Raw genomic sequence first — 24,323 nt, 5'->3', positions numbered from 1 at the left:
ATTTAAATCCTACTTCTAACTAGAATCTCTTTCTCCCCAATTTCTTTCCAAATTCTTTCAGTTACAAATGGAACAAAGGGATGTAGCATTTTCAAGTATTCTTTGAATATCAAGTTTATATTTGACCTAGCTTCATTTGCATCTTGAGTTGTAAATCGGATATATTGCTTTTTAGTCTCCATTGATAAGGGAGATGCCGAAGGCAGAAGGTTTGTATCATCTTTACCGAATTCACCTACTCTCTTTTTCACCGCTTCTATATACTTATCACAAAATTCATTCCAAAAACTCAAATATAGTTCTTCAGAAATTATCCAGAATTTATAATTGTCCATCATATCTATATAATGCTTTTTCAATTCTTCAAGCTTGTTTTTCAGCTCAATATCTTCTGCATTGTTCAATTCTATAGTTTCTTCTCCAGTATTAACTTTGCAATATTCATTTACAAACTTGGCAGCATTCCAAATTTTGTTGTTAAAGTTTCTGAAACTTTTCAGAGTTTGTTCTGTTATTTGATAATTTGAAAATGGTGCAACCTTGAAAATACAATTCATCCTAAAACTATCAATTCCATAATTTTCTACAACTGATTCAATTGGAATTCCGTTCTTTTTGGACTTGCTCATTTTATTTCCATCTTTACCAAGTAGAAGACCAGTTAAATATAAGTTTTTGAATGGAGTTCCAAGACCTTTGATCAAACTCATGATCATCATTATCAAATCCCACTTTATAAGTAAATCTCCAGCTGACATCAGGCAATCGATTGGGTAAAGTTCCATCATATCCCAAGTTGAGAGTTGCAAGTATGGCCATTGACCTGAACTAAACCAAGTATCTAGGACTTCCTCGTCTTGAATCCAAGCTTGACTTGAGGAATCTATATCATTAATATTTTGATTTTGCTTGATGCTTCCTTTTAGGAAGCTGTCACGCGAAGCGGGACTGAAGGTTTGTTGTCTTTCTTTTATTATATTGTCCAAATATATATCAATGTTTTCTAAATTATTCCAAATATCATTTGTCCAAATATGAATGACTTTTAAACCTTGTTTTTCTAAGTAATCATCTCTTTTTGTATCATATTCTGATTTTTGATCATGTAAATTTCCATCAATTTCAATAACCAAATCTAATTCATTACAAAAGAAATCAACGATATAGTTGCCAATAATTTTTTGTCTATGAAAATCTACACCATATTTATCAGCTTTAAGCAAAGTCCAAATTCCAGCTTCTGGTTTATTCATCTGTTTTCTATTGCCCGATGCTAAGTCGGTTAATTTAGGATTGTACGGAAGTCCGGATGAACGATCTAATGGAAAATTCTCAGGATTGAAGATTTTTCTAGACTTTTTAATGCTTCCTCCTAGGAAACTGTCACCTTGTGACTGAAGGTTCTTGTATTCTAACCTTCCGCCATCGCCTTCGGCGCTGGCACCTTCCTGAAAGGAAGGATTTTCTAAATTAGGGTTTTCTATCTGCACTCTAACCAAATCTCTGTTTGCAAAGTCAAGATCAACTAAATCATCCTTTACTTTCAACTTCAATTGTACTTGTCCATCACTATCAATAGTTTCAACTTTCTCACCTTTATACCAAACAGGAAGTCTATAACCCCACCAAAGTGACCTTGATATTGCCCAATCCTTCAGGTTATCAATCCATGCAAACAGTCTATTTTGTGCATCATGCGGATGTAATCGTAACTTTGGCTCCTTTGAAAAGGGAGCTGTCTCGGAAACCGAGACTGAAGGTTCGATTAGCTCTTTCAATTCTTCTTTCAAATTATCAACTTTTATAAACCATTGACTTGAGATAATTTGCTCAATTACTGCTCCTGTTCTTTCTGATTTCAAAATATTTTGTTTGATATCTTCAGTTTTCGTAAGTAATCCAAGCTCAGTAAGTTCTGTTGCAAATTCATCCTTCACAACTTTTGCTTTTTTACCTAAATACTTTTCTGGAACTGGACCTATTAATTGTGCCAATTTGTCTATACAATTGATGTAGCCAATTTTGTTCTCAGGATTCTCTTTGTTCCATTCTTCCATAATTATATAATCATCTTGAGCATGAGCTGGAGTAATTTTCAAACATCCTGTTCCAAAATCCATTTCAACTCTTTTTGAGGTAATAATTGGAACTTCACGATCTAAACCTGGCAACTTAACTTTTCTACTAACTAAGTGTTTATATCTAGGATCATCAGGGTGAACAGCAACTGCAGTATCTGCAAATATCGTTTCGGGGCGTGTTGTGGCAATAATGATAAACTGATTTTCTTTTGCCAGCTCATACTTAATATAATACAACTTCCCATCCCTTTCTTCCCTTTCACATTGGCTATCCGAAACTGCACTTTGCGCAGCTGGATCCCAATTCACAATTCTAGTTCCTTTGTAAATCAACCCTTGTTTATATGCATCTACAAAAGTTTGCAAAACTTTATCTACAACTTTTGGATCAAGAGTATACAAATCTTTACTAAAGTCAGCAGAAAGTCCAGTTAACTTTTCATCTTGTTGAATAGACTTGATAAATTCTTGTTGTTGTTTGTAAAGTAAATCAAAAAATTCATCTCGTGTGAAATCAGATTTTTTCTTTCCTTGTGGAGTTAGTTGATCTCGGATGAAAACTGCTTCACCTTCAAGTCCTGCATGATCTTTCCCAGGTAACATGATAACTTTCTTACCTCGCATTCGTTGATATCTTGCCATCATATCCATGTAAGTGTAACCGGACAAATTTCCCATATGTGGTCTGTCATATGCATTCGGAGGTGGACAAACTAGTGTCCAATATTCATCACGATTGAACTCCCCTTTAGTGATTTCTACCGATTCATAAAGTCCATTTTCTTCCCAATATTTCAAGATTTCTTTTTCATTTGTTTTGAAATCATATTGTCCAGTCAAACCTGAAATTTGGCTCAGTTTATCATGTGGATTTTGATGTGGTTGATGATTTGAATTATTGTCTGACATTTGAACTTATGAACTAAAACAAGTAGTTACTATTTCTGTTTTATTGTATCAGATTGACTGCACAAATTAGCAAGAAATTGGGAGTTTTGAGAACTTATCTAAAACTGCAAAACATCAAAGTATGCCAAATCGCTATAAATAAGCTTGCTGTTTAAGATTATTACTGAATGTATATTATCTATACTGCAAGCACACTCTGCAAAATTGCAACTTTCTTGTTACTTCTAATAGGCTAATATCTAGATTGATTGCAAAGAAGTAACCTGATAATTACTGCAGTACAATTTTTTTGATATACATTTGGAAGCTAATATGTTAAAATGCTTTCGGTTTTCAATATTTCTCTATCGTTTCTTCATGGCAAGCTCTAGGATATCATTGATAACTTTATTATTTAACTTTGGGTATACAAGAACTTTGTATATTCACTTTCAATTTTATGGATACAAATAACAATAAACTATATGTAGGAAACCTTTCATGGAACACTACAGATGATGTCTTACTAGAAGCTTTTTCAAAAGCAGGAGAAGTAGAATCAGCACAAGTAATCAAAGATAATATGTCAGGACGATCAAAGGGATTTGGCTTCGTTACTATGAAGAACAATTCTGATGTCCAGTCTGCAATAGATATGTGGAATGGCAAAGATCTAGATGGTAGAGAGATAGTTGTAAATATTTCAAAACCAAGAGAAGATAGACCAAGAAGAACTTTTGGTGGAAATTCTAATGGTGGATATAGAGGCGGACAAGATAGAAACAGAGGTTCATTTAGAAGAAGTTACTAATTTCTTTTTTGTTACAATAGATCAAAGGGTAGCGTCATGACTACCCTTTTTGTTTTTGTGATGATTTAAATAAGTAATGTAGGTTGTTGAAAAGTTGACAAGAAGTATGGTTCCTAATAGGTTTGGCAGAATCTACTCCACATGGTTAAGATGCAATATTGTGTCATTTCATTCCAAACTGGTATTTGTCTTATGCAGTACTAAAACTAGCCCAATCAACGCAAGGTTCTTGATCACATACTGCCCAACTAGAGTAGGTATAGGGAAAGGAGAAAATGCTGTATGTGGCAAAAGCACCAATGTTGCGAAAGTAGTCACCGTATGTAGAGAAAATATGCATATGACAAGTTTCAAAAATTTTCCTGTAATCAGAAGAAATCCCATCCCAATCAAGACTTCAACAATTCCGAGAATTACCAAAAAACTTCCGATTGACAAAAAGCTACTCAAAGTCTTGTTGTATAGTTCTGTTACCAATGCTTCTGCTGGACTTAAGCCAAAAATCTTCCAAACTCCAAAGTAAGCATAAACTACAAACAATGTAATTCTGATGTATAAGTTTATAAATTGCATATTTTTGCTCACAAGGAAATTGTACAAAAAATGTGATATAAATTCATCATTATTTCATCAAATTTAGTTATAAGCACAAAATGTTGGAACAAGAATTTCATAAAACAAGGTTGAAAATAGCTGGAGTTTTCTTTTTGACTATATTTAGTCTTATTTTTATTACAAACATTATCTCTCTAACTAGAGAAAATATTCTTTTACGAGAATTCGAAGAGTTTCGAATCGCAAATTTGCCGAGATTTAGAAATATGGTCAATCAAAATGCACCTGCATTTGAAGATGAATTCAAAGAAAAGATAGCAGCCAGACAAAGTAAAGTTGTAATAACTACAGTTATACTTCAAGTATTGTTATCATTGTTCGGAGCAATTATTTCCTACTTCGTCTCAGGTATAGTCTTAAGTCCAATTAAAAAGAATGTAGAGAATCAAAAAAAGTTTTTGAAGTTTGCATCTCATGAACTACGTACTCCAATCACAGCTATAAATCTGATTTCGGAATCTGAAGATTCATCGAAAATGCAAAGCATTAAAGAAGAATCTGAGAAATTGGAGAATTTGACAAATAAGTATCTTGAACTTTTGACTAACGAAAATAAGACTGAAACTGAAGATATTTACTTACACGACTTTATAAACTATGTATTGAAAGATTTTTCTAGAACTATCCAGGAACGAAGTTTGAATATTGAAAACTTGGTTCAAACTGACTTTTTGATCAATGCAAACAGAACTAGTCTTTATGCAGTATTGAGAAATATGCTTGAAAATGCTGTCAAGTACAATATGCAAAATGGTTTTCTGAGAATTACCCTTGAGCTTGAGTTGGTGATCTTGCGAATTGAAAATTCTATCGGAGAAAATACAACATCAATAAAAGGTTATGGAGTAGGTACTGAGATTATCAAGTATCACTGCGGACTTAGGAATTGGAAGTATATATCTCAAAATGAGAAAAAAAGTGCTTTGTCATATATTCAAAAAATAAATTTCAAAAACTAGTAACTCTTCACAAAAAATTCACTTACAGATTCTACAATAAAAGTATTCTTGATAATCAAGTATAAGTCCCAAGACTATCAAGAATATACAAACTCAAACAAATTTTACTACTTGCGAACCTTGTTGTAAATAGTTTTGATCTATGTCAATAAGTTTGAAAGTAGGACTATCATTTATGAACAAAAATAAATTACTTCTAACATCAGTAACAGCTCTTACACTCGGAGGTTTGGTACTCGGTGGTGGAGCATTAGCACTTTCAGTTGTAAATGCAGACGAAATGCCTTCAGATCAAACAGTATTTGAGAAAGTTGTATCTAAGTTAGGCTTGAAAGTCTCATCAGACGAGCTTAAAAATGCTTTTGAAGAGTCAAGACATGAGGTAATGTCAGAAAATCTTGATACAGAATTGGCAAGTGCAGTCAAAGCCGGTTCTTTGACACAAGAACAAGCAGATCTAGCAAAAAAGATAGAAGATTGGAGACAATCAAATAAACCTGATATTACAAAAACAGACACATCTTTATCAAGGGAAGAAATGAGACAACAAATGGAATCAACAAGATCTGAGATGGATGCAAAAATGTTGGCAGATCTTGGCATCACGCAAGCACAGCTTGATGAACTTCAAACATCACTGCGAGATGCAGATATCCGACCCATGATGAGAGGACCAAGAGATCATGGAGATAAACAACAAGGTATGATGAAAGATGCCAATGGTCCAATGCGTAATAATCAGTCAATGTCAAACTGATATTTTTATACTAACAAATAAACTTTAAGAGAGGCTATGCCTCTCTTTTTTTTATGCAAATTTTTAACTTTCTGTTATAATAATTTCTCATTTATTTCAAATATTATGATCAAAGTAGAAAACCTAGTCAAAAAATTTAAGAAAACTAGCGAAATCGCGGTTAATGATGTGTCGTTTGAAGTAAAGGAGGGTGAGTTTTTTGCTTTTCTTGGACCAAATGGAGCTGGAAAGACAACGACAATTTCGATACTTACTACTATTTTGTCAAAAACATCTGGAGTTGTCAAAATTGATAACCTTGATATAGACAAAGATCAAGATAGTGTGCGACAAAAAATTGGAATCATTTTTCAAAAACCTAGTCTTGATGAAAACTTGACAGCAGAAGAGAATATTCGGATTCATTCCTCTTTGTATGGAGTTACAACTTATAGACCTACTTTTGCTTTGATGCCAAATTCGTACAAAGCGAAAATCAATGAGCTTTTTGAAGTTGTAGATCTAGATCACAAGGAACTTTTCAAATCTATCAAAACTTTCTCTGGTGGTATGAAGAGAAAATTGGAAATAGTTCGTTCAATGATGCATGAACCCAAAGTATTATTTTTAGACGAACCAACTACAGGTCTTGATCCATCTTCGAGAAGATCATTGTGGAATTATCTAAATCAAATCCGCAAAGAAAAAAACATAACTATTTTTTTGACTACACATTATCTTGATGAAGTTGAAAATGCTGATCATATAGTTATATTGAAAAAGGGGAAAGTTGCATTTGACGGTGATACTTCTCAAATGAAAAGTATGCTCTCTAACGAAGCAAAAAAAATTATTAGACAAGGTCCAAGCTTGGAAGATGCTTATTTGGAAATTATTAACTGTTGATCAAAATAAACTTAATGTCAAAATTCGTAAATACAATAATCACAGTTGCTGCTAGAGATTTTACAAAATTTGTAAAAGACAAAAGAAGATTGGTTTTTGCCTTTATATTCCCACTTGTGTTTACTGGTATACTTGGTACATCAAATCAAGCAAATTTTGGAGCGATATTGGGATATAACTTTTTACTTTTCACATTCCTTGGGTCAATCACAAACACAATGTTTCAATCAACAAGTCAAGGAATTATTTCTTTGCTTGAAGATAGAGATAATGATTTCGCACAAGAACTATTTGTTTCACCTGTCTCTAGATATGCAATTATCATAGGAAAGATAGTAGGTGAATCATCTGTATCGTTTTGTATGATGTTGGCTCAGATGATACTTATACCATTACTTGGAATTCCTGTAGATATTTCTAGACTATTGCAATTACTTCCTTTTTTGATTTTGATATCTCTGTTGGGAGGAGGTTTTGGATTGATAATAGTTTCACTTCTCAACACACAAAAATCAGCACAACAAATATTCCCACTTCTTATGTTTCCACAATTTTTTCTTGCTGGGGTATTTAATGTAGTGAAAGATCTACCACCATTACTCTTTGTATTGTCAAGAATCTCACCTATGACTTACGCTGTTGATTTAGTAAGAAGTATATATTACAAGGGTATGGCATTGGAGACTCAAAAATTAGTTTTATTTTCAACGGAATTGAGTTTAAGCGTTGTAGTGCTAATGACTGTAATTTTTATAGTACTTGGTACTGCTTTGTTTGTCAGAAAGGAGCGTAATAAATAAGTCGGTCATTCTAATGTTCGAACTAATGTGCAAATTAGTTTCTAAAGTCTAAGCTAAGTTACTGAGTTATGTTCTCTTTCTCCAAAAAGTTCTTAAGTAAGCTTAGCAATTTCTCACTATCACCTAAAAAATCATTCGACGGAAAATAGCAACCTGCAGCCTTCAAGTGTCCACCACCATCAGCATTAAGAAAATTACTTTTCACTAGTTCCACAATATCTGTAGCATTCAAAACTTTTAAATTATTAGTTCTAATAGAGACAAATATATAATTATTTGGAGCTTCTACTATAGATAAAACCATATTGAAATCTCGAAGTGATTGATATTCAAAAAAAATGATATCTTTGACTTTGTCAAAGTTAGACTTTTCAATTTTCAATTCTTTCAACTTTGCAAGTGACATGACCAAATAATCAAAATCATACTTAGGCTCAAACTTTACATGTTGTTGAACTATGTTTTTTATATTCATCAACTCACGATCCAGAAACTTTGAGTAATTGTCATACAAAAACTTTGTTCTATCGACATGAACTACAATTTTGTAAAAGTTTTCAAATGTTCTTTTTGACTTTGCCCATCTCAAACTTGCAGTGTCACCCAAAATTCCAACAAGTGCGTTTTCATAATAACTTTGCGAGTACTTTGTATCTTGAAATAGTTCAAAAATAAGTTCTGTAGTGCTCGCATACTCTGTATCAATAAATTCGAGACTACCTGAGTCAGCATCTTTGTTGTGATGATCGAGAATTACTATATCTTTAGCCAATTTGTAAGTTTTGTCTTTATTGTGTTTGGTTATTGAATTTGCATTTCCGTCAACAATTATTGCTAGATCAAAGTTGGATAAATCAAACTTCGATTCTGACAGTAAATGAAATTCTTCAGTTACTATAAATTTGTGATATTCATCAATTAGAAAGTCAGCATAGATTTGCACAAACGAAGAGTTATTCAAATCTTCAATCACCTCTCTCATCATTTGCGCAGAACCTATGCAGTCCAAATCTATCCTTGCAGAAGGAACGATGACTATTGAGCTGGACTTAGAAACTAAATCTTTGAATTTTGAGATAAAGTCGTTTCGCATGTTTTAATATACTTTTATAATCTCTTTGCTTTAACTTCAGCAGTTAAACTATTTATAAATTCCTCAACTTTCATATTTACTTGTTCATCTTTTCGATTTCGAATAGTGAGTGAATTTGCTTCAATTTCTTTATCACCAACCACAACTATATAATTTACTTTCATCTCTTTTGCTTTCCGAATTCTATTTCCTAGCGTTTCGTTCTCATCATAAACTTCAACTCGTATTGCATTCTCTAGTAATGCTTGTTTAATTTTAATAGCATATTCTCCGTGTTTTTCATTTGAAATTGGAATAATTGCAACTTGAACAGGTGAAAGCCAAAGTGGAAAGTTACCCGCAAAATGTTCAATCAAAAAGCCAATAAATCTTTCATGAGTTCCAAGTGGGGCTCTGTGAATACATAATGGTGTTTTTCTTTCACCATCTTTATCTATATATTCCAATCCAAATCTTGCTGGAACTGCAAAATCAACTTGGTTTGTTGCAAGTGTAAACTCTCTTCCGATCACAGACCAAACTTGAACATCAATCTTTGGTCCATAAAAAGCTGCTTCGTCTTCAACTTCAACATAAGGTATATTTAATTTTTGGAATGTATTTCGAACCATTTCCTCAGTTTTGATCCACAGTTCAGGTTCATTTACATACTTTTGTCCAAGTTTATCTTTGGAATGAAGTGATAATCTCATGACATATTTGTCAATTCCGAATATTTTGAAATAATAAAGATACATTTTGTTTACAGCGTCAAATTCAGATTCAAATTGTTCTTCAGTACAATAAATATGAGCATCATTCATACAAAGTGATCTAACTCGCATAAGACCAAAAAGTGCTCCAGAATCTTCGTGTCTATAACAATGTCCATATTCAGCAAGTCTTAGTGGTAATTCTTTATAGCTTCTTTGACTACTTGCAAAAATCATATGGTGATGTGGACAATTCATAGGTTTAAGATAATATTTCTCACCATCATAATCCATAGGTGGATACATACTATCTTGATAATATGGCAAATGTCCAGACGTTATATACAAGTCTTCTTTTGTGATATGTGGAGTTCGAACCCTCTTGTAACCACCTTTAAGTTCAGTTTCTTTAGCTAGCGCTTCAAGTTCTTCAACAATGATTGCACCATTTGGAAGCCAAAGTGGAAGTCCTGGACCAACTTTATCATTAAAATGAAAAATTCCGAGCTGTTTTCCCAACACCCTATGATCTCTTTTTTTTGCTTCTTCTTGAAGTTTGTAATAATTATCAAGTTCTTCTTGCGATTCAAAAGCAACAGCATAAATTCTAGTTAACATTGGATTTTTCTCAGAACCTCGCCAGTATGAACCTGCAATTCTATCTAATTTGAATGCCATATGCTTCAAATCTTTTGTATTTGCAACATGAGGTCCACGACAAAGATCTATATGCTCTACTTCTTTCGCAATTATAGCATTCTGAAAGCTTTGTTCAGGAGTATGAAGGGACTTTGTGAAATAATAAAAACTAACTTTGCCAGCATCAGTCAAGTTTGCAACAGCATTTGCCTCAGCTTCATTGTTCATTTTACTACTTCCTTTTGAGTCAATATCTTTCAGTAATTCAACTTTGTATACTTGACCTTTTGATTCAAAATACTCTATAGCTTCTTTGATATGGACTTCTGCTCTTACCATGAAAAGTCCTTCAGAAATTATCTTTTTCATTTCAGATTCAATTTTTGGAAAGTCTTTTTCTGAGATGTTCCCTTTTAGGGAGCTGTCACTTTCTGACTGAGGGTTTGAACCTTCCACCACTTCGTGGTCCCCCTTCCTATCTGGAAGGATATCAAAATCTTGATAAAAGCCATTTTCTATAACTGGTCCAACGCCAAGTCGCAAATTATCTGGTCCATATATTCGCTTCATAGCAAGAACCATCACATGTTCGAGTGAATGTCGTTTTATTTCGAGTTGTGGGTTTGAATTGTTGTTTGACATATTGCTAATATTTTACAAAAAAATAAATATTTTTGGAACGTACAAATTAAGTACCATAAGAAAACTCACCGTTTTTAAAATGAAGTATTTAACCCCGAAGGGTTGTTGTAGAAACAGTAGCTGAAAAAGAATTTTGCAATCCCATCATTCTATTTCTCAAATTGAAGTTATTTCTGTTGTTGAACAAGTTTGGAAATATCGCAGACAAACAAACAGTAAAGATTACAAGTACCAAAGCAAAAATCGCTATAACAACTCCAATTCGCATATTCTTTCTATATAAGTTAGCAACTTTTTCTTGAGCTTGAACTGCCTTCTCATAATTTTTTGAATTATTTTCAAGTGCTATCGCTTGTCTTTCGAGTATGCTTTTTAGATCAGCAAATTGATTTTGATCCATTCGCGAAATTATATATCCAACTTTTGCAATTATCAAGCAAAAAATCATTGACAAAACATCGAAAACCATATAATATTCATACAAACTTAACTTTATACTAGGAGAAACCTAGTAACACGAAACAACATGTCAAACATGAAAAAAGAATTTATGGATTTTCTCAAGAAATTTTCTGTAGTCGGTATGGCTATAGGTATAGTTTCTGGTGGTGCTGTGAAATCATTTGTTGATGCTATGGTTGCAAGTTTGATTCAACCTTTGGTAAATAGACTTCTGCAATTGGTAAATTTAGGTTCAGGAGCAAATATAGGGATCAATTTAGGTGGAGGTCAATATATAGCAGTAGGCGACTTCTTGGTTGCTTTGATAAACTTTTTGGCTGTAATGTGGGTAGTATTTATGATGGGTAAATTTTTCTTGAATAAGTTCTTTCCAGAAGAAACTGTAGCTGCATAAACTTTATAGTTTAGTTTATACAAAAAAGCTCCTAAATAGGAGTTTTTTTGTATTTCGTTTATGATGATATAAATGGTCGCTAGAGGATTCGAACCTCTGACCCTTTCAACGTCAATGAAATGCTCTACCAACTGAGCTAAGCGACCATTTCCGAAATATAATATCAAAAAATTTCATTTGAATTATACATCAGAACAAAAAACTTGCAATACAAACAATGTATTTACCAACCCATAGTAGCCTCTTGTACATTTTTCATCATCATTCTAACTGCTGGAATTACCTTTGAGTAGTTCAACCTTGAAGGACCTATAACTGATAAAATCACATTGTCGTTTTTCCCAATATGGAACTTTGAAAATACCAATGCGACATGAGACAATTCGGTTAGTCCCATTTCTTCTCCAATCAGTATAGATATATCGTTATTTACTTTAGACATATCAAAAATTTTGTTTAGCGAGTGTGAATCTTCCAAAAGTTGTATCAGCGTTTTGAATTTCTCTATATCATGAAACTCGGGTAGATCTATCAAATTTGCAAGGCCTGAAAGATATATAGGTGTGTACTGGTTTTGTCTGTTTGTATTTCTAACAATTCCGAGTGATGCGTAGTTCGTATATTCTGCTAAACTTGAAGTTGCTTCTTTCACTATCCTATCTATAGAAAAGCGATTTTGTATGATTCTGTTTCTATGCTCTATTTCACTAAGCACATCTTGAGGAGTTTCATTCAGAACTTCTGTAATGTAATATCTCCAAGCAAGAGTTGTTGGAACTCTACCAGCTGAGGAGTGCTCTTTGAAAAGAAGACCTTCTTTTGCAAGATCAGCTAATTCATTTCTGATAGTTGCTGCAGAAAAATCAAAAGAGTAGGTATCTTTTAGTTCCTCTGAGCCAACGGGTGTTGCCGTTTGCATGAACATTTCAATAACTGCATTTATGAGTTGTCTTTGTCTTTCTGTAAGTTCGAACATGATTACTAACAAAAGTATATCTTAAATAACTATTAATTTATTAATCTACTTGTTTTTATAAATATCAATTCCTAGTTCACGAAGTATCGTGTTACGCGCTCTAGCCAATTTGCTACTGGTGTTTGCTGAGTTGATACCTGAATATGCCTTTTCAAACAAGTAATCTGCATAATGGATAAAAGATGCATTACCAGGTGTATTTCTACCTGCGATTAATTCATCTGAAACAATAGCATAAAAATCATGGAGCCCATGATACAAGAATTCAAGCTGAGCGCTTGCATCCTTCCTGTTTAAGGCATCCATTAATGATTCCTGAACATACATTATACCGTCTTTTGTTCTTATTTGATTTTCAAGAGTAGTAAAGCCTGTACTATCAGTTACAACTTTTACACCCTTATCATTCAAATAACTGTAAAACTTTCGTATTTGTTTATCTGCATTAATTCCATTAGCAAGATTTTCAAGACCTTCTGTAACAATTTGAGTGCTTCTACTGTTTGTAACGAAATATTGTGCTTTTTCTATAATCGTCTCTAGTGGAGATTGAGCGACACTAGCTATTGCTTTCTTAGCATTTCCAAAGAATGGTGTTCGATTTATGAATCCAAGCCCTTTCCCAATAACACCATCTCCTGCTATATTACCTGCAATGCTTATTCCCTCACGAACAATTGTGGGATTTTTTTCGTAACCAAAATAAGTCACCATGTAAGTATCTTCTTCAACAAAAACATCTGCATCTGGATGGGTTTCTAAAAACGCTTGCAATTGATAGAAATTGTCTTTACTAAAATGAATAATATTCTCACCTGCACGATGAGGTCTTGCAAAAAATTCCATTATGGCTATACAAAAGGGACCACATTTTCCATCAGGATCTACATTCATGATAGGATTTCCGCCTACATAAGCATAGTGATTCAATCCATCATCAACAGGATCAACCTGCAAGAAAACACCAGTGTGAGGATTATAGTATCTTGCATTATAGTACATCAATTCTGTACTACTATCATATTTTTGACCCGTATAGGTATTCTCTCGTGGCAAATTATCAATATCTTGATCCGTTATCTGAGCCCCATATGCAAAATACCTGAGGTAGTTATTACCTTCAAACTCTGCAAGCAACGCACCTGCTTGATCAGCTATAAATACTGTACTTCCTTGATAATTTGTATATGTATAGTTCTTTTGCCAATTGCCTCCATTTTCTCTAGTTCTGACAACTGCTGCTAATGGAAAATCTATAGATATAGTCTCAACTTTCATATTTCCGTCTACATTCTTTTCATAACCACCTAAATACAGGGTATATGCATTTGATTTTGTGTCTATTTTCGCAAGTCTACTATTACCCATCCCATATATATACTTGTCGTGCAAAACTTCGTTCCCTGATAAATCATAATCTATTATTTCTATAGGCATGCCTTGAGTATCATTGACATAGCTTCGTAGTTTTTGTCCTTGATCACTGAATTCACCTACAGGATTGCCTTCATTATCATATAAGTAGTATCTTTTTTCTCCATTGACAGTAGTTTCTCTTAATGCATGATATGAACAACCATTTTGATCCTTGTTGTATCCAGTAATTTCCCTATATTTTGGTCCCCACCTGTTATTAGTCGTACAAGGGTCTATATCTCCACCATTGAAAGCCAATGTGAAGAAGGTATTTCCTGCTTCAGAAATTGTACCTCCTGCTTTGCTTTCAGATTCCAATTTCAGTAGTAAATTATTGTATTCATCAAATGTATATGTTCCACTATATTCGTTACCTTCTATGTTTTGTAATCTACCAAAAGAATCATAAGATATGTTTGAGCTAAAGTTATGATTTGGGTAAATAGTTTGTACTGAATTCAAAAGTTGTGTTGTCAGGTCAAAAGACATGACTTCTTTGTATAAAGAATCATTATTGCGATTACCAAGTACATCTTTTGTCAAAAGTCTTCCTGAGTTATCATAAGTGTTTTTGATACTTATCCCATTGTCAAATTTGATTGAAGTTAGATTCTTTCTATAGTCATAATCTATTTCCTTTGCAAGATCTGTCTTAGTAATGTCATCATAAACCTTTGCTAGTGTTCCAAACTTTTTGTAATAATATGTTACATTATCAACAACTTCACCATTTATCTCAGTTTTGTTTCGAAGTGGCAAACCTGTTCCTGTCACTGCAAATGTCTTTTTTATGCTTGTTGATTGTTCATTTATCGCGGTATTTGCAAAATTGTATGTAGTAATATTTTCACTTACAGCTCCAATCTTGTCATATGTATATTCCTGTTTTTGCAAAACTATATTATTTTTCAAAAACTCAATGCTATCTACTTTCCCTATATATTTCTGATCAAAAATTGTTTTTGTTCTTGATTCTATAGATTGGTTAGGAAATTTTGTGACCGAACTCGTTACACGACCTAAAGTGTCAAAGGACTCAGTTTCGTTTATATTTCCTGATCCATCTCTAGAGCGAATCAATCTTCCATAATCATCATAATAATAAAGAGTTGTTTCTCTATCTATATCCCATTCTGACAAGGCCATACCTGCTGAATTGTATATATATTCTTTCACTTTTTGACCTCTAGAATCAATTACAGAAACTGGCTTTCCAAGTACATTGTTGATGATAACTGTTGATATTTCTTTTACTTGGGGTGTGTTTGCTGTGCAGTTTTCATCAACTTCACAAAGATACGATGTTGATATTGTTTTCAGGCCTTGAAGTTCATTTCTAGTTTGCACATTTGCATTTGAAAATGTATCTACACGATAATTTGTATATACTGTTTTTGTAGTATTTGATATGGCTTCACCATTTGGACCAAAAGAAGTAATTTCTACTTCCTTTGGTCTCGAAAAGAAGTCATACACTGTTTCAGTAATTACTGCTTTGTCTTTATTCTGATCTATCTGGTTTTGAGATATCAAGGTAGGTTTATCAGGAACAGGTAAATTTCTAATTGGCAATCCGTCAATCTTCATGTCAACCTGACCGATGCCATTGAAGTACTCGATTGAAGCAATGGCATAACTTCCAGCTGAATCTTCATTGTTGTAAGAAATGCTTTGTACTTTGTTTCCAAATCCATCAAATATTTCATCGGAAACTAAGTAATTCGACTCAAAGTTGCTATTTTCCAAGCGAACATCTATTCTATATTTTATTCTTGTTCTCATTGGAGATTCATTATCATAATAATATGCTTCTGCTGTTGCAACTTCTTGCGAATTACCGCTTTCTTTACTTGGATTGAAAACTTTTGTGACTCTTCCATATACATCATATTCATACTTGGTTATAGCTCCATTCGTGTCAGACACTCTATCAGGCAGTCCTCTCAACAAATTTTTGTAGTTATCAAAGTAACTAATTGATGAAACAACTTTTGAATCTCTATTATTGTTTATATCACAAGCAACTGATCGTTCCCAAGTCAGTTTGGAATTATCCTTCCATTGAACCGAACATACTGGAGTTGAAAGAAACTTATCATGATAATATATAGTAGTTACAACTCCTGTAGGAGACACTTGTTTTTTGGGCAACCCAATTGAATTGTATTCTGTTGAAGATTTCAAACTTACTTGTGTGCTAGGATCTTCAATACTTTTGCCAACAAAAATACCTAGCTGAGAAGTTTGCATACCTTTTATTGCGTTTAAATTCTCATCATAAGCTATTTTGGTCCATTCGTACTTTTGATTATTTGGAATATCATCTTGTGCTTGCCTAAAGAAATTAGTAGTAACTGGTATGTTCACATTACTCTTAAAGGACATTGTAACAAGATTTGTGTAATTTTCTCTAATATATAAGTCAGCACCAGTTTCAGTATCTTGCTTGTAAAAAATATATGTAAAAACATCATCTTCTGGAATATTTGGATCTGGATTGCCAAAGTTTGATTGCTTTACTGGATTGCCAAAGTTAATAAATTTATCACTTGGGTGTATTTCAAAATCAAATACTGTTTCGTTCTTGCTTTTTTTCCCATCAATTGAGGATTCAGAAGATCTAGTATATACCTGCTGAGTACTACGATTTCTTCTTTCCTGCGTACAAGCTAGGTAAATTTCTGATTCTGGTAGAAAGCTATCAGGAGTATCGCTTTTCTTAGGAAGTATAGCTATATTATTTTTTGTATATCCAACTAGTTGACCATTTTCATTCAAAATATTCGTTTCATATGATTGTCCATACCTTGGATCTGGCATAAAGCATCCAGCTTCGGTTGGAAGGTTTCTATTCTCAATTGATAGATGAGTTTTATCTTCCGTATACGAAAGAAGCTTATGATTGGTTGTATCTTCAACTTTTGCTCTAGCTACAGGATAACCCAAAAACTGCATATCCTTGACTTTGGAAAATTCAACAAGGCCTTGTTCTATTTTACGCTCAAGTTCACCATATGCTTCAGATATCCCTATATATTCATAAGTTGTTTTCTTTGATTGTCCCTGTCCATTATCTGCAACAACTGTTTTGACTACATAATAACTTGAGTATGTATTCTTTGATCTATGTACAGGTACTACACCTGCAGCATCAGTACATACTTTCTGCCAAGGTGAATTTTCCCCATCTCTATATATGCCACAAATTCTATCGACCTTCCCCTTGTATTCATAAGTATAATTTATCAAACCTCCATAACCATTATCAACTTTCGTCAAGTAAATATCGTTTGGAGTTGCATTTTCTTTATTTTGAGTTGTATCAGTGCCTTGACATACTTCAGATGTAGCATCGCTCATACTAGTGTAGCAAAATCTATATGGCCTTTGTTCGCCTTGACCATCTAGTCCCTTGTAAGTAATTTGAGTTAATAAAATCTGAATATTATCCTTTTTCGTTTCTTGAGAATTACGCTCACAAATGTCATCGAAATCAGTTCCTTTAGTGCAATTAAATTCTATGTCATCCTTTGGAAAAGATCTAGTATATTCGAGTTTGTAGCTTGAAATCAAAGTATTTTCAGTATAATTCTTTATATTCGTTAAGTAGAACTGTTTTATATCCTTTGGGTTTGATGTAGAATTTTTTACATCAATATATTCAAATTCTATTTTATTTAGGTACTTTTGTTCGGCTTGAATATAATTATATAAAATTTGAGTAGGTCTGGTTCCGATTGTATAGTCTGTATTGCAATCCTCTCTTTCTACAAATTTGCGCCTTGTTCTTTGCGCATATATTATCTCTGCCTTGTTGCCATTGTTATCAATCATTTTTGATAAATTCCACTTTATTGGAGTATCATTATCGCAATGATATGTACCTTCATATCCAACGTAACCTTTGATAGTATATTCATTTGCACTTTGTAAATTCACATCAATCTGCGGATCTTGAAAGGTTTTATTTTCTCTTGTACCGTCGGCATGAAGCTCATTGTCATAGCTGCCAAATTGGTAAACGGTGCCTCCAGTATCGGTAATTTTCCAAGCTCCTAAACTAAGTCTTTCAATCTTTAGCGAACTTTGTGGAATAGTTCTATATTGATTACCATCATACATTTGTATTCTGATGTTTTTTCCATTCAAACTCATTATAAACTCTTTGTCATTATTACTATCAATAGTTATCGATCCTAACGAAGACATTTCCCACCCTAAACCTAATGGGGCAGCAGTTTCTCCAAAGATCGTTGTTCTCCATCCCTTGCCATCAGGATAATTTATTGCTCCAATATCATTTTCTGGAGCATTCAATCTTAACTCATCTATAGCTCTTGATGAATAAGTTATAGACAAAGATAAAGGAATATTTCCTACCACAGCAGGAATATCGAAAGGATAGGAAACAGTTGCGTTTCCAGTAAATTTGTCAGTTCCGATACCTTCTACAGTTGGTAATTTTCTTTTACCTATTGTTGGTCCATCTGATTCTCCTTGTACACTTGATTCATCGAGTACTCTAGGTCTAGACATTACAGTGGTTATGCTTTTAGGAGACACACTTCCATTTGCAGAAACTTTTGCAGTATTTGCACCCGAAGTAGATCCTTTTGTATTGATAGAATCTAAGCTAGAAGTAGATGCAAGTGATGAGGCTTCGATTGATATTTCAGCACGACTTGTTGCATTACTTTCACTGCTAGATTGAGGTGTTTCATTAGCATTAGTACTTATATTTGCATCAAGATTGTTATCGAAGTTTATACCAAACCTATCCAACAAATCTTCCTTAAATGAATCATCTACTTGATCGAGTGCTTGTCTCTTGGTAGATAAGTCATTAGTGTTTAAGACGAATGTTTTGATTTCCTCATATTTATCAAGTAATTCTACGTCCTTTACATAATTTGATTCTTTTGTAAGATAATTTTCAAGCTCTTCTCCTTTGAGCAACCCAGAATTTATATTCTCAATAGACCAATTGCCAGCTGCATTGGTGCTTGCTTTCGTTCGATTTGGATCAATATCGGTCCTTATAGCTACAAATGTAATGATAGCTATTAGTAGTGAAATAATAATGAGTGATAATCCGACTATAAGTTTGTTTTTTGTTTTAATGTTAGACATTATTAAATTTAATTAAATAATTATTAAATATCTTAAATGTTAGTCAATTTGAAAGATAAAAATATAAATAACACATTATATAAAAATATTTTACTTACTTGATATCAAAATTACGAAATCATTTCAATCAAAAAAATTATTTGGTGTTTTTATTCCTTGTTACTACAATGTAAGTTGTGATTATCGACATTATACCAATCCCAAATAAATATGTGTGTTTCCCACCATCAAATAAGTATAATAATAATGTAGTTACTAAGTCTGTGACAAAAATAACCAACATTATAGAATTTAATTTGTGTATCGCATCCGCTTCTTTGACATTGTACTTTGTATTTATCGAACTCATCAAAGTATGGCAAAATTCATTTGCAAAGTTTAGTTCATCAAGGATATTGTTTCTTTCGTAATCAATTTGAGTTTGATGAGTATACTGTAAATATGGTTTAAGTAAATCTAAAAGTTTGTTTTGTGTAGCCGAGATGAGTTTCAATGTAGAAATATTAATCTCATTATTCGTAAGATGTCTTATGAGTGTCGCAGAGTTTGCTTTTGCAAAAAATTCAGATTTGATTTGATAAGTATCTTCAAGAATATGTTCGATAATTTTGACTTCATCTTTCAAAACGATATCAAAAAAAAATTCTATAAATTCTCCAAAATCATGAAAGTTTAGATGCTCAAATTCAACTTTATATTTTTCAAAAAAGTACTTTGTATTATAAGCAAATAAATATAGATGTTGAGTTTCTTTATGAAAAAAAATGTTTAGTTCAATTTGATTTACTACCTTTAGTTTCAAATCGTATTCTGCTATGTACATTACAATAAAAATAAAGTCATTTTCTTCGCTCAGGTCAATTCTTCTGTTTGGAAATTTGATTTTCTTAATAAATTCTTCTCCAAGATTGAAATTGATGAAAAAATTTTGCTGAATAATTTCTTCAGGGTTTTGAAAAATGATTAAGTTTTTCATTATTTTTTATTTCGAAATTTTCTTCTTGACTTCTTTTTTTGAAAAATACATAATTGCTAACGCAATATATTGTATGTCGCATCACTTGACATACAATGTAGCTAGATTAACTATAATGTTTAGGTAGAAACATCATAACAATATTTTTTAGATAATTAAATACTTTTCAACAAAAAAAATGATTTGCCCTTATTGTAAAACACAAATAACTTCAGTAGTAGATAAACGAGATAATGAAAAGGATCCTATAACCAGAAGACGCCGGGAATGTGAAAATTGCAAAAGAAGATTTACGACATATGAAAGAGTAGAAAACATAGACCTTGAAGTTGAAAAAAAGTCTGGAAGAATCGAGCCTTTCAATAGAAATAAACTTAGGGCTGGTATTTTTCATGCAGTGAGAAAACAAATTTCAGAAGACAAAATTGATGAGATTGTAGAGCAAATTGAGCTTGAACTTTCACAAAGGCGAAGCAATAAAGTCAAATCTATCGAGGTTGGTGAAATGGTGTTATCTAAGTTACTTGAAATTGACAAATTGAGTTACCTCCGTTTCGCAAGTGTTTACAAAGACTTTAAAGAGGTTGAAGAGTTCGAAAATGAGATACAAAAAATTAAATAGTTTTATTATTTTTTATAAGTTTATAAATTTTCAAAAATATGCAACCAAACAATACTAAATTACAAATCAAAAGGTATTTTACAAAACCAGAGGATAATCAATTGAACAAGATACAGTTTGAAAAAAGAAAAAGCGAAATAGTAAATGAGAAAAACGAAGTAATTCTTTCGCAAGATAATGTTGAAGTACCAACGACTTGGTCACAAACTGCGACTGAAATTATGACAAAGCTGTATTTGCGAAAGAGAGGTGTCCCCAAAAAAGCTGCAGAATCATACAAGGAATTTGAAAATGGGAAGGGTGATTTTCGTTCATATGTTGAGGTTCATAATGTAAATAGCGATGATTTGACTGATGAAGAAACGACTTCTGAGAACTCAATCAAACAACTTGCTCACAGAATGGCTGGCACATGGACTTATTGGGGCGAGAAATATGGGTATTTTGAAAGTAAGGAAGATGTAAAGGCTTTTTATGATGAACTGAGGTATATGATAATTAGCCAAACAGCTGCTCCAAACTCTCCTCAGTGGTTTAATACTGGTATAAATTGGGCGTATGGAATTCAAGGTGGACCACAAGGTCACTACTATATAGATCCAGATACTAAACAGGTTGTGAAAGCAACTGATACATATACTCACCCGCAACCACATGCTTGCTTCATACAAACATTGAAAGATGATTTAGTGAATGAAGGAGGAATATTTGACATGCTAAGAAAAGAAGCAATAATTTTTAAGTTTGGCTCTGGGTCTGGTGCTAATTATTCTTCGCTTCGTGGAAAGGGTGAAAAATTGACGGCTGGTGGAACTAGCTCTGGCCTTATGAGCTTTTTGAAGATTTTTGATGTGAGTGCAGGTTCAATCAAATCAGGTGGTACAACAAGAAGAGCAGCTCGTATGGTAGTTTTGAATGTTGATCATCCAGAAATTGAAGAGTTTATTGACTGGAAAATGAAGGAGGAAAGAAAAGTAGCAAGTCTATCAGCTGGCAGTCAGAATAATTATAAGTTTCTAAAAAAAGTAATTGAGGAATATCATAAACTTAAAATTTCAAACAAAGATCAATCAGACGAATCTAAAGATTATGAATTGAGACTACTTATTTCTTCAGCAAATGATGCTTTTGTTCCTTTAAATTATATCAAAAGAGTATTGATGCTTGTTGATAATGGACTGAAACCAGAAGATTTCACATATGAAAAGTATGACACTGATTTTCGTTCTGAAGCTTATGAAACTGTAAATGGACAAAATGCGAATAATTCTGTCAGAGTAACAAATGAATTTATGCAAGCAGTAGAAAAGGATTTGGATTGGAACTTGATTGCAAGAACAGATGGCAGGATTATACAAACTATGAAAGCTAGACATTTGCTTGATAAGATGGCTTTGGCGACTTGGGAATGTGGCGATCCGGGTGTGCAATTTCATACAACTATCAACGATTGGCATACTTGTCCTAAAGATGGCGATATTGTTGCAAGTAATCCATGTTCTGAATATATGTTTCTGGATGAAACTGGGTGTAATTTAGCATCAATCAACCTTGACAAATTTTATGATTCAAAGACAAAGACTTTTGATGTAGAAGGTTTCAAACATGCAACTAGACTTTGGTTAATTGTGTTGGAAATTTCAATCTTAATGGCTGGAATGATGAATCCAATTATGGCAGAAAGGACCTATAGATATAGAACTACTGGTCTTGGGTATGTGAATTTGGGTGCAATTTTGATGAAGGCAGGAATTCCATATGATTCTGAAAAAGGTAGAAACATTGCAGGAACTATAACTGCGATTATGACTGGCGAAGCATATGCAACTTCTGCAGATATCGCTCGTGCAATAGGTGCTTTTGATGCATTTGCAAGTAACAAAGAGGATATGATGAGAGTTATGAGAAACCATAGAGAAGCACTAACAAATGGAAACTTTGAGAAATTAAATATACACCCTGTAACGATTGATAAATCCCTAGTTCCGAATTATATTTATGAGGCTGCAGTTGACTCATGGAATCGAGCGATTGAAATGGGTGACAAATATGGTTATCGAAATGCACAAACAACTTTGATAGCGCCAACTGGAACTATAGGACTTGTTATGGATTGTTTGACAACTGGTGTTGAACCAGATTTTTCTTTGATAAGGTATAAAAAGCTAGTTTGGGGTGGTTATTTAAAACTTGTGAATAATGCAGTTGAGGATGGGTTGAGAAACCTTGGTTATACTAATGATCAAGTTGGTGATATTTTGAAATATATAGAGGATAACTTATGTATAGAAGGTGCACCACATATAACTGAAGAACATTTGGCTGTTTTTGATACTGCCAATAAAAATGGTACTATAGGCAAAAGGTATATAGCTCCAATCGGGCATGTCAAAATGCTTGCATACACACAACCATTTCTTTCTGGGTCAATTAGTAAAACTATAAATTTACCTGAAACTGCAACGATTAAAGATATCAAAGATATTTTTGTACAAAGTTGGAAAATGGGGTTGAAGTGCAATGCACTTTATAGAGATAGTTCGAAACTTTCGCAACCAATGACTACAGGTTCATCGAGTACAGATGAATACTCAAAGTACTTTGATTTTGACAATTTTCAACATAATCAAGTTATATCTACCAATAATTCAATTGACTTGACTGATGCTAGTAGTAATGAAAAGTCCGACATTGCAAGGACAAATCAAAATAACACTCCTTTAACTAGTCACGGAAATTCAAATAATACATTGATAAGTTTTGATGAACCAAGAAGGAATAAAATGAAAGATGAAAGAGAGAGCGTCACACACAAGTTTAGCGTAGCAGGACATGAAGGCTATATAATCGTAGGACTTTTTGAAGATGGAAGGCCAGGTGAAATATTTCTTCAAATGAGCAAAGAGGGAAGTACTTTGTCAGGGATTATGGATGCGTGGGCAATCACTCTTTCGCTCGGACTTCAGTATGGAGTTCCGCTTGAAAGCTTGGTTCGTAAGTTTGTACACGCTAGGTTTGAACCTGCAGGTATGACAGGTAATAAAAATATACCAATTGCCAAATCAATTGTTGACTATATAGGTAGATGGTTAGCAATGAGATTTTTGCCATTAGAAATTGCAAAGCAATTTCATACTGAAGAACTAGTTGAGAGATACAACCTCGAGAAACAAGAGAAAGATTCACAACGAAATTTGTTTGAGATAAATAAAAAAAGTAATTTAATTACAAAGAATAATTTATCAGCAAAAGAATTTGACTCTAGTACAGTAAATGAGTCATTACTGGAATTTAATGGAAGTAGGGATGAGGTAATAAAAGCTATGAGATTAAATAATGAAGACGCACCAACATGCCCAGAATGTGGCGCTGTTATGGTTAGAAATGGAGCTTGCTATAAATGTCTTGATTGTGGCGCAACAAGTGGATGTAGTTAAGTTTTTATAACTTTATATACAGATGTATAAGTCACAACTATTATTTTA

Annotated in this window: 16 protein-coding genes and 1 tRNA gene; 8 read left to right on the top strand and 9 right to left on the bottom strand. The window is 33.1% G+C overall.

Going from position 1 to position 24,323, the window contains the following annotated elements; genetic code table 11:
* Window positions 1–2: 2 nt before the first annotated feature.
* A complete protein-coding gene (locus tag IPJ91_01815) occupies window positions 3–2,990 on the bottom strand; it encodes a class I tRNA ligase family protein (protein ID QQR93875.1) in 2,988 nt (995 codons plus the stop codon).
* Window positions 2,991–3,429: 439 nt separating this feature from the next.
* Between IPJ91_01815 and IPJ91_01810 the strand changes: the two genes are divergently transcribed.
* On the top strand, window positions 3,430–3,780 hold the full coding sequence (locus IPJ91_01810; GenBank protein ID QQR93874.1) for an RNA-binding protein: 351 nt from the start codon (window positions 3,430–3,432) through the stop codon (window positions 3,778–3,780).
* Window positions 3,781–3,948: 168 nt separating this feature from the next.
* On the opposite strand, the gene IPJ91_01805 is transcribed toward IPJ91_01810, so the two are convergent.
* The gene (locus IPJ91_01805) at window positions 3,949–4,353 is read right to left on the bottom strand and encodes a doxx family protein (GenBank protein QQR93873.1); all 405 of its coding nucleotides are present in this window, start codon (window positions 4,351–4,353) and stop codon (window positions 3,949–3,951) included.
* An 80-nt stretch (window positions 4,354–4,433) separates the two neighbouring features.
* Between IPJ91_01805 and IPJ91_01800 the strand changes: the two genes are divergently transcribed.
* The 4 genes from IPJ91_01800 (at window position 4,434) to IPJ91_01785 (ending at window position 7,796) form a co-directional block, all read left to right on the top strand.
* Complete coding sequence (locus IPJ91_01800; GenBank protein QQR93872.1) at window positions 4,434–5,354, top strand: HAMP domain-containing histidine kinase; 921 nt, start codon at window positions 4,434–4,436, stop codon at window positions 5,352–5,354.
* Window positions 5,355–5,496: 142 nt separating this feature from the next.
* Window positions 5,497–6,111, top strand: coding sequence for a hypothetical protein (locus tag IPJ91_01795; protein ID QQR93871.1), 615 nt, complete (start codon window positions 5,497–5,499; stop codon window positions 6,109–6,111).
* Between the two features lie 105 nt (window positions 6,112–6,216).
* Window positions 6,217–6,996 (top strand): ATP-binding cassette domain-containing protein, encoded by a 780-nt coding sequence (locus IPJ91_01790; GenBank protein ID QQR93870.1) that lies wholly within the window; start codon window positions 6,217–6,219, stop codon window positions 6,994–6,996.
* Between the two features lie 14 nt (window positions 6,997–7,010).
* Window positions 7,011–7,796, top strand: coding sequence for an ABC transporter permease (locus tag IPJ91_01785; protein ID QQR93869.1), 786 nt, complete (start codon window positions 7,011–7,013; stop codon window positions 7,794–7,796).
* Between the two features lie 58 nt (window positions 7,797–7,854).
* Here IPJ91_01785 and IPJ91_01780 read toward each other — a convergent pair whose 3' ends face one another.
* From IPJ91_01780 to IPJ91_01770, 3 genes are all read right to left on the bottom strand, one after another.
* Window positions 7,855–8,889 carry a DHH family phosphoesterase gene (locus tag IPJ91_01780; GenBank protein QQR93868.1) on the bottom strand — a complete coding sequence of 345 codons (1,035 nt, stop codon included), beginning with the start codon at window positions 8,887–8,889 and terminating at the stop codon, window positions 7,855–7,857.
* A 14-nt stretch (window positions 8,890–8,903) separates the two neighbouring features.
* The gene (locus IPJ91_01775) at window positions 8,904–10,802 is read right to left on the bottom strand and encodes a threonine--tRNA ligase (GenBank protein ID QQR93887.1); all 1,899 of its coding nucleotides are present in this window, start codon (window positions 10,800–10,802) and stop codon (window positions 8,904–8,906) included.
* Between the two features lie 148 nt (window positions 10,803–10,950).
* Window positions 10,951–11,262, bottom strand: a complete 312-nt coding sequence (locus IPJ91_01770; protein QQR93867.1) for a hypothetical protein — start codon at window positions 11,260–11,262, stop codon at window positions 10,951–10,953.
* A 126-nt stretch (window positions 11,263–11,388) separates the two neighbouring features.
* Between IPJ91_01770 and IPJ91_01765 the strand changes: the two genes are divergently transcribed.
* The gene (locus tag IPJ91_01765) at window positions 11,389–11,718 is read left to right on the top strand and encodes an MscL family protein (GenBank protein ID QQR93866.1); all 330 of its coding nucleotides are present in this window, start codon (window positions 11,389–11,391) and stop codon (window positions 11,716–11,718) included.
* Window positions 11,719–11,791: 73 nt separating this feature from the next.
* On the opposite strand, the gene IPJ91_01760 is transcribed toward IPJ91_01765, so the two are convergent.
* The 4 genes from IPJ91_01760 to IPJ91_01745 all read right to left on the bottom strand — a co-directional run bounded on the left by IPJ91_01760 (window position 11,792) and on the right by IPJ91_01745 (window position 20,216).
* Window positions 11,792–11,864 (bottom strand) — tRNA-Val (locus IPJ91_01760).
* Window positions 11,865–11,941: 77 nt separating this feature from the next.
* Window positions 11,942–12,694 carry a hypothetical protein gene (locus tag IPJ91_01755; GenBank protein QQR93865.1) on the bottom strand — a complete coding sequence of 251 codons (753 nt, stop codon included), beginning with the start codon at window positions 12,692–12,694 and terminating at the stop codon, window positions 11,942–11,944.
* A 45-nt stretch (window positions 12,695–12,739) separates the two neighbouring features.
* Window positions 12,740–19,240 carry an RHS repeat-associated core domain-containing protein gene (locus IPJ91_01750; GenBank protein QQR93864.1) on the bottom strand — a complete coding sequence of 2,167 codons (6,501 nt, stop codon included), beginning with the start codon at window positions 19,238–19,240 and terminating at the stop codon, window positions 12,740–12,742.
* A gap of 136 nt (window positions 19,241–19,376) precedes the next feature.
* The gene (locus IPJ91_01745; protein QQR93863.1) at window positions 19,377–20,216 is read right to left on the bottom strand and encodes a hypothetical protein; all 840 of its coding nucleotides are present in this window, start codon (window positions 20,214–20,216) and stop codon (window positions 19,377–19,379) included.
* Between the two features lie 178 nt (window positions 20,217–20,394).
* Here IPJ91_01745 and nrdR point away from each other — a divergent pair, with 178 nt between their 5' ends.
* A complete protein-coding gene (nrdR, locus tag IPJ91_01740; protein ID QQR93862.1) occupies window positions 20,395–20,838 on the top strand; it encodes a transcriptional repressor NrdR in 444 nt (147 codons plus the stop codon).
* A 38-nt stretch (window positions 20,839–20,876) separates the two neighbouring features.
* Window positions 20,877–24,275, top strand: coding sequence for a vitamin B12-dependent ribonucleotide reductase (locus IPJ91_01735; GenBank protein QQR93861.1), 3,399 nt, complete (start codon window positions 20,877–20,879; stop codon window positions 24,273–24,275).
* Window positions 24,276–24,323: the final 48 nt, after the last annotated feature.

The sequence above is a fragment of the bacterium genome (genome assembly GCA_016699595.1).
GTDB lineage: Bacteria > Patescibacteriota > Dojkabacteria.
The sequence above is the reverse complement of the archived record's forward strand: the minus strand, read 5'-3'. Positions and strand labels throughout refer to the sequence as shown.

Coding starts and splice junctions, on each gene's coding strand:
- IPJ91_01815 (QQR93875.1), bottom strand. CDS start 2,990: ATGTCAGACAATAATTCAAATCATCAACCACATCAAAATCCACATGAT.
- IPJ91_01810 (QQR93874.1), top strand. CDS start 3,430: ATGGATACAAATAACAATAAACTATATGTAGGAAACCTTTCATGGAAC.
- IPJ91_01805 (QQR93873.1), bottom strand. CDS start 4,353: ATGCAATTTATAAACTTATACATCAGAATTACATTGTTTGTAGTTTAT.
- IPJ91_01800 (QQR93872.1), top strand. CDS start 4,434: ATGTTGGAACAAGAATTTCATAAAACAAGGTTGAAAATAGCTGGAGTT.
- IPJ91_01795 (QQR93871.1), top strand. CDS start 5,497: ATGTCAATAAGTTTGAAAGTAGGACTATCATTTATGAACAAAAATAAA.
- IPJ91_01790 (QQR93870.1), top strand. CDS start 6,217: ATGATCAAAGTAGAAAACCTAGTCAAAAAATTTAAGAAAACTAGCGAA.
- IPJ91_01785 (QQR93869.1), top strand. CDS start 7,011: ATGTCAAAATTCGTAAATACAATAATCACAGTTGCTGCTAGAGATTTT.
- IPJ91_01780 (QQR93868.1), bottom strand. CDS start 8,889: ATGCGAAACGACTTTATCTCAAAATTCAAAGATTTAGTTTCTAAGTCC.
- IPJ91_01775 (QQR93887.1), bottom strand. CDS start 10,802: ATGGTTCTTGCTATGAAGCGAATATATGGACCAGATAATTTGCGACTT.
- IPJ91_01770 (QQR93867.1), bottom strand. CDS start 11,262: ATGGATCAAAATCAATTTGCTGATCTAAAAAGCATACTCGAAAGACAA.
- IPJ91_01765 (QQR93866.1), top strand. CDS start 11,389: ATGTCAAACATGAAAAAAGAATTTATGGATTTTCTCAAGAAATTTTCT.
- IPJ91_01755 (QQR93865.1), bottom strand. CDS start 12,694: ATGTTCGAACTTACAGAAAGACAAAGACAACTCATAAATGCAGTTATT.
- IPJ91_01750 (QQR93864.1), bottom strand. CDS start 19,240: ATGTCTAACATTAAAACAAAAAACAAACTTATAGTCGGATTATCACTC.
- IPJ91_01745 (QQR93863.1), bottom strand. CDS start 20,216: ATGAAAAACTTAATCATTTTTCAAAACCCTGAAGAAATTATTCAGCAA.
- nrdR (QQR93862.1), top strand. CDS start 20,395: ATGATTTGCCCTTATTGTAAAACACAAATAACTTCAGTAGTAGATAAA.
- IPJ91_01735 (QQR93861.1), top strand. CDS start 20,877: ATGCAACCAAACAATACTAAATTACAAATCAAAAGGTATTTTACAAAA.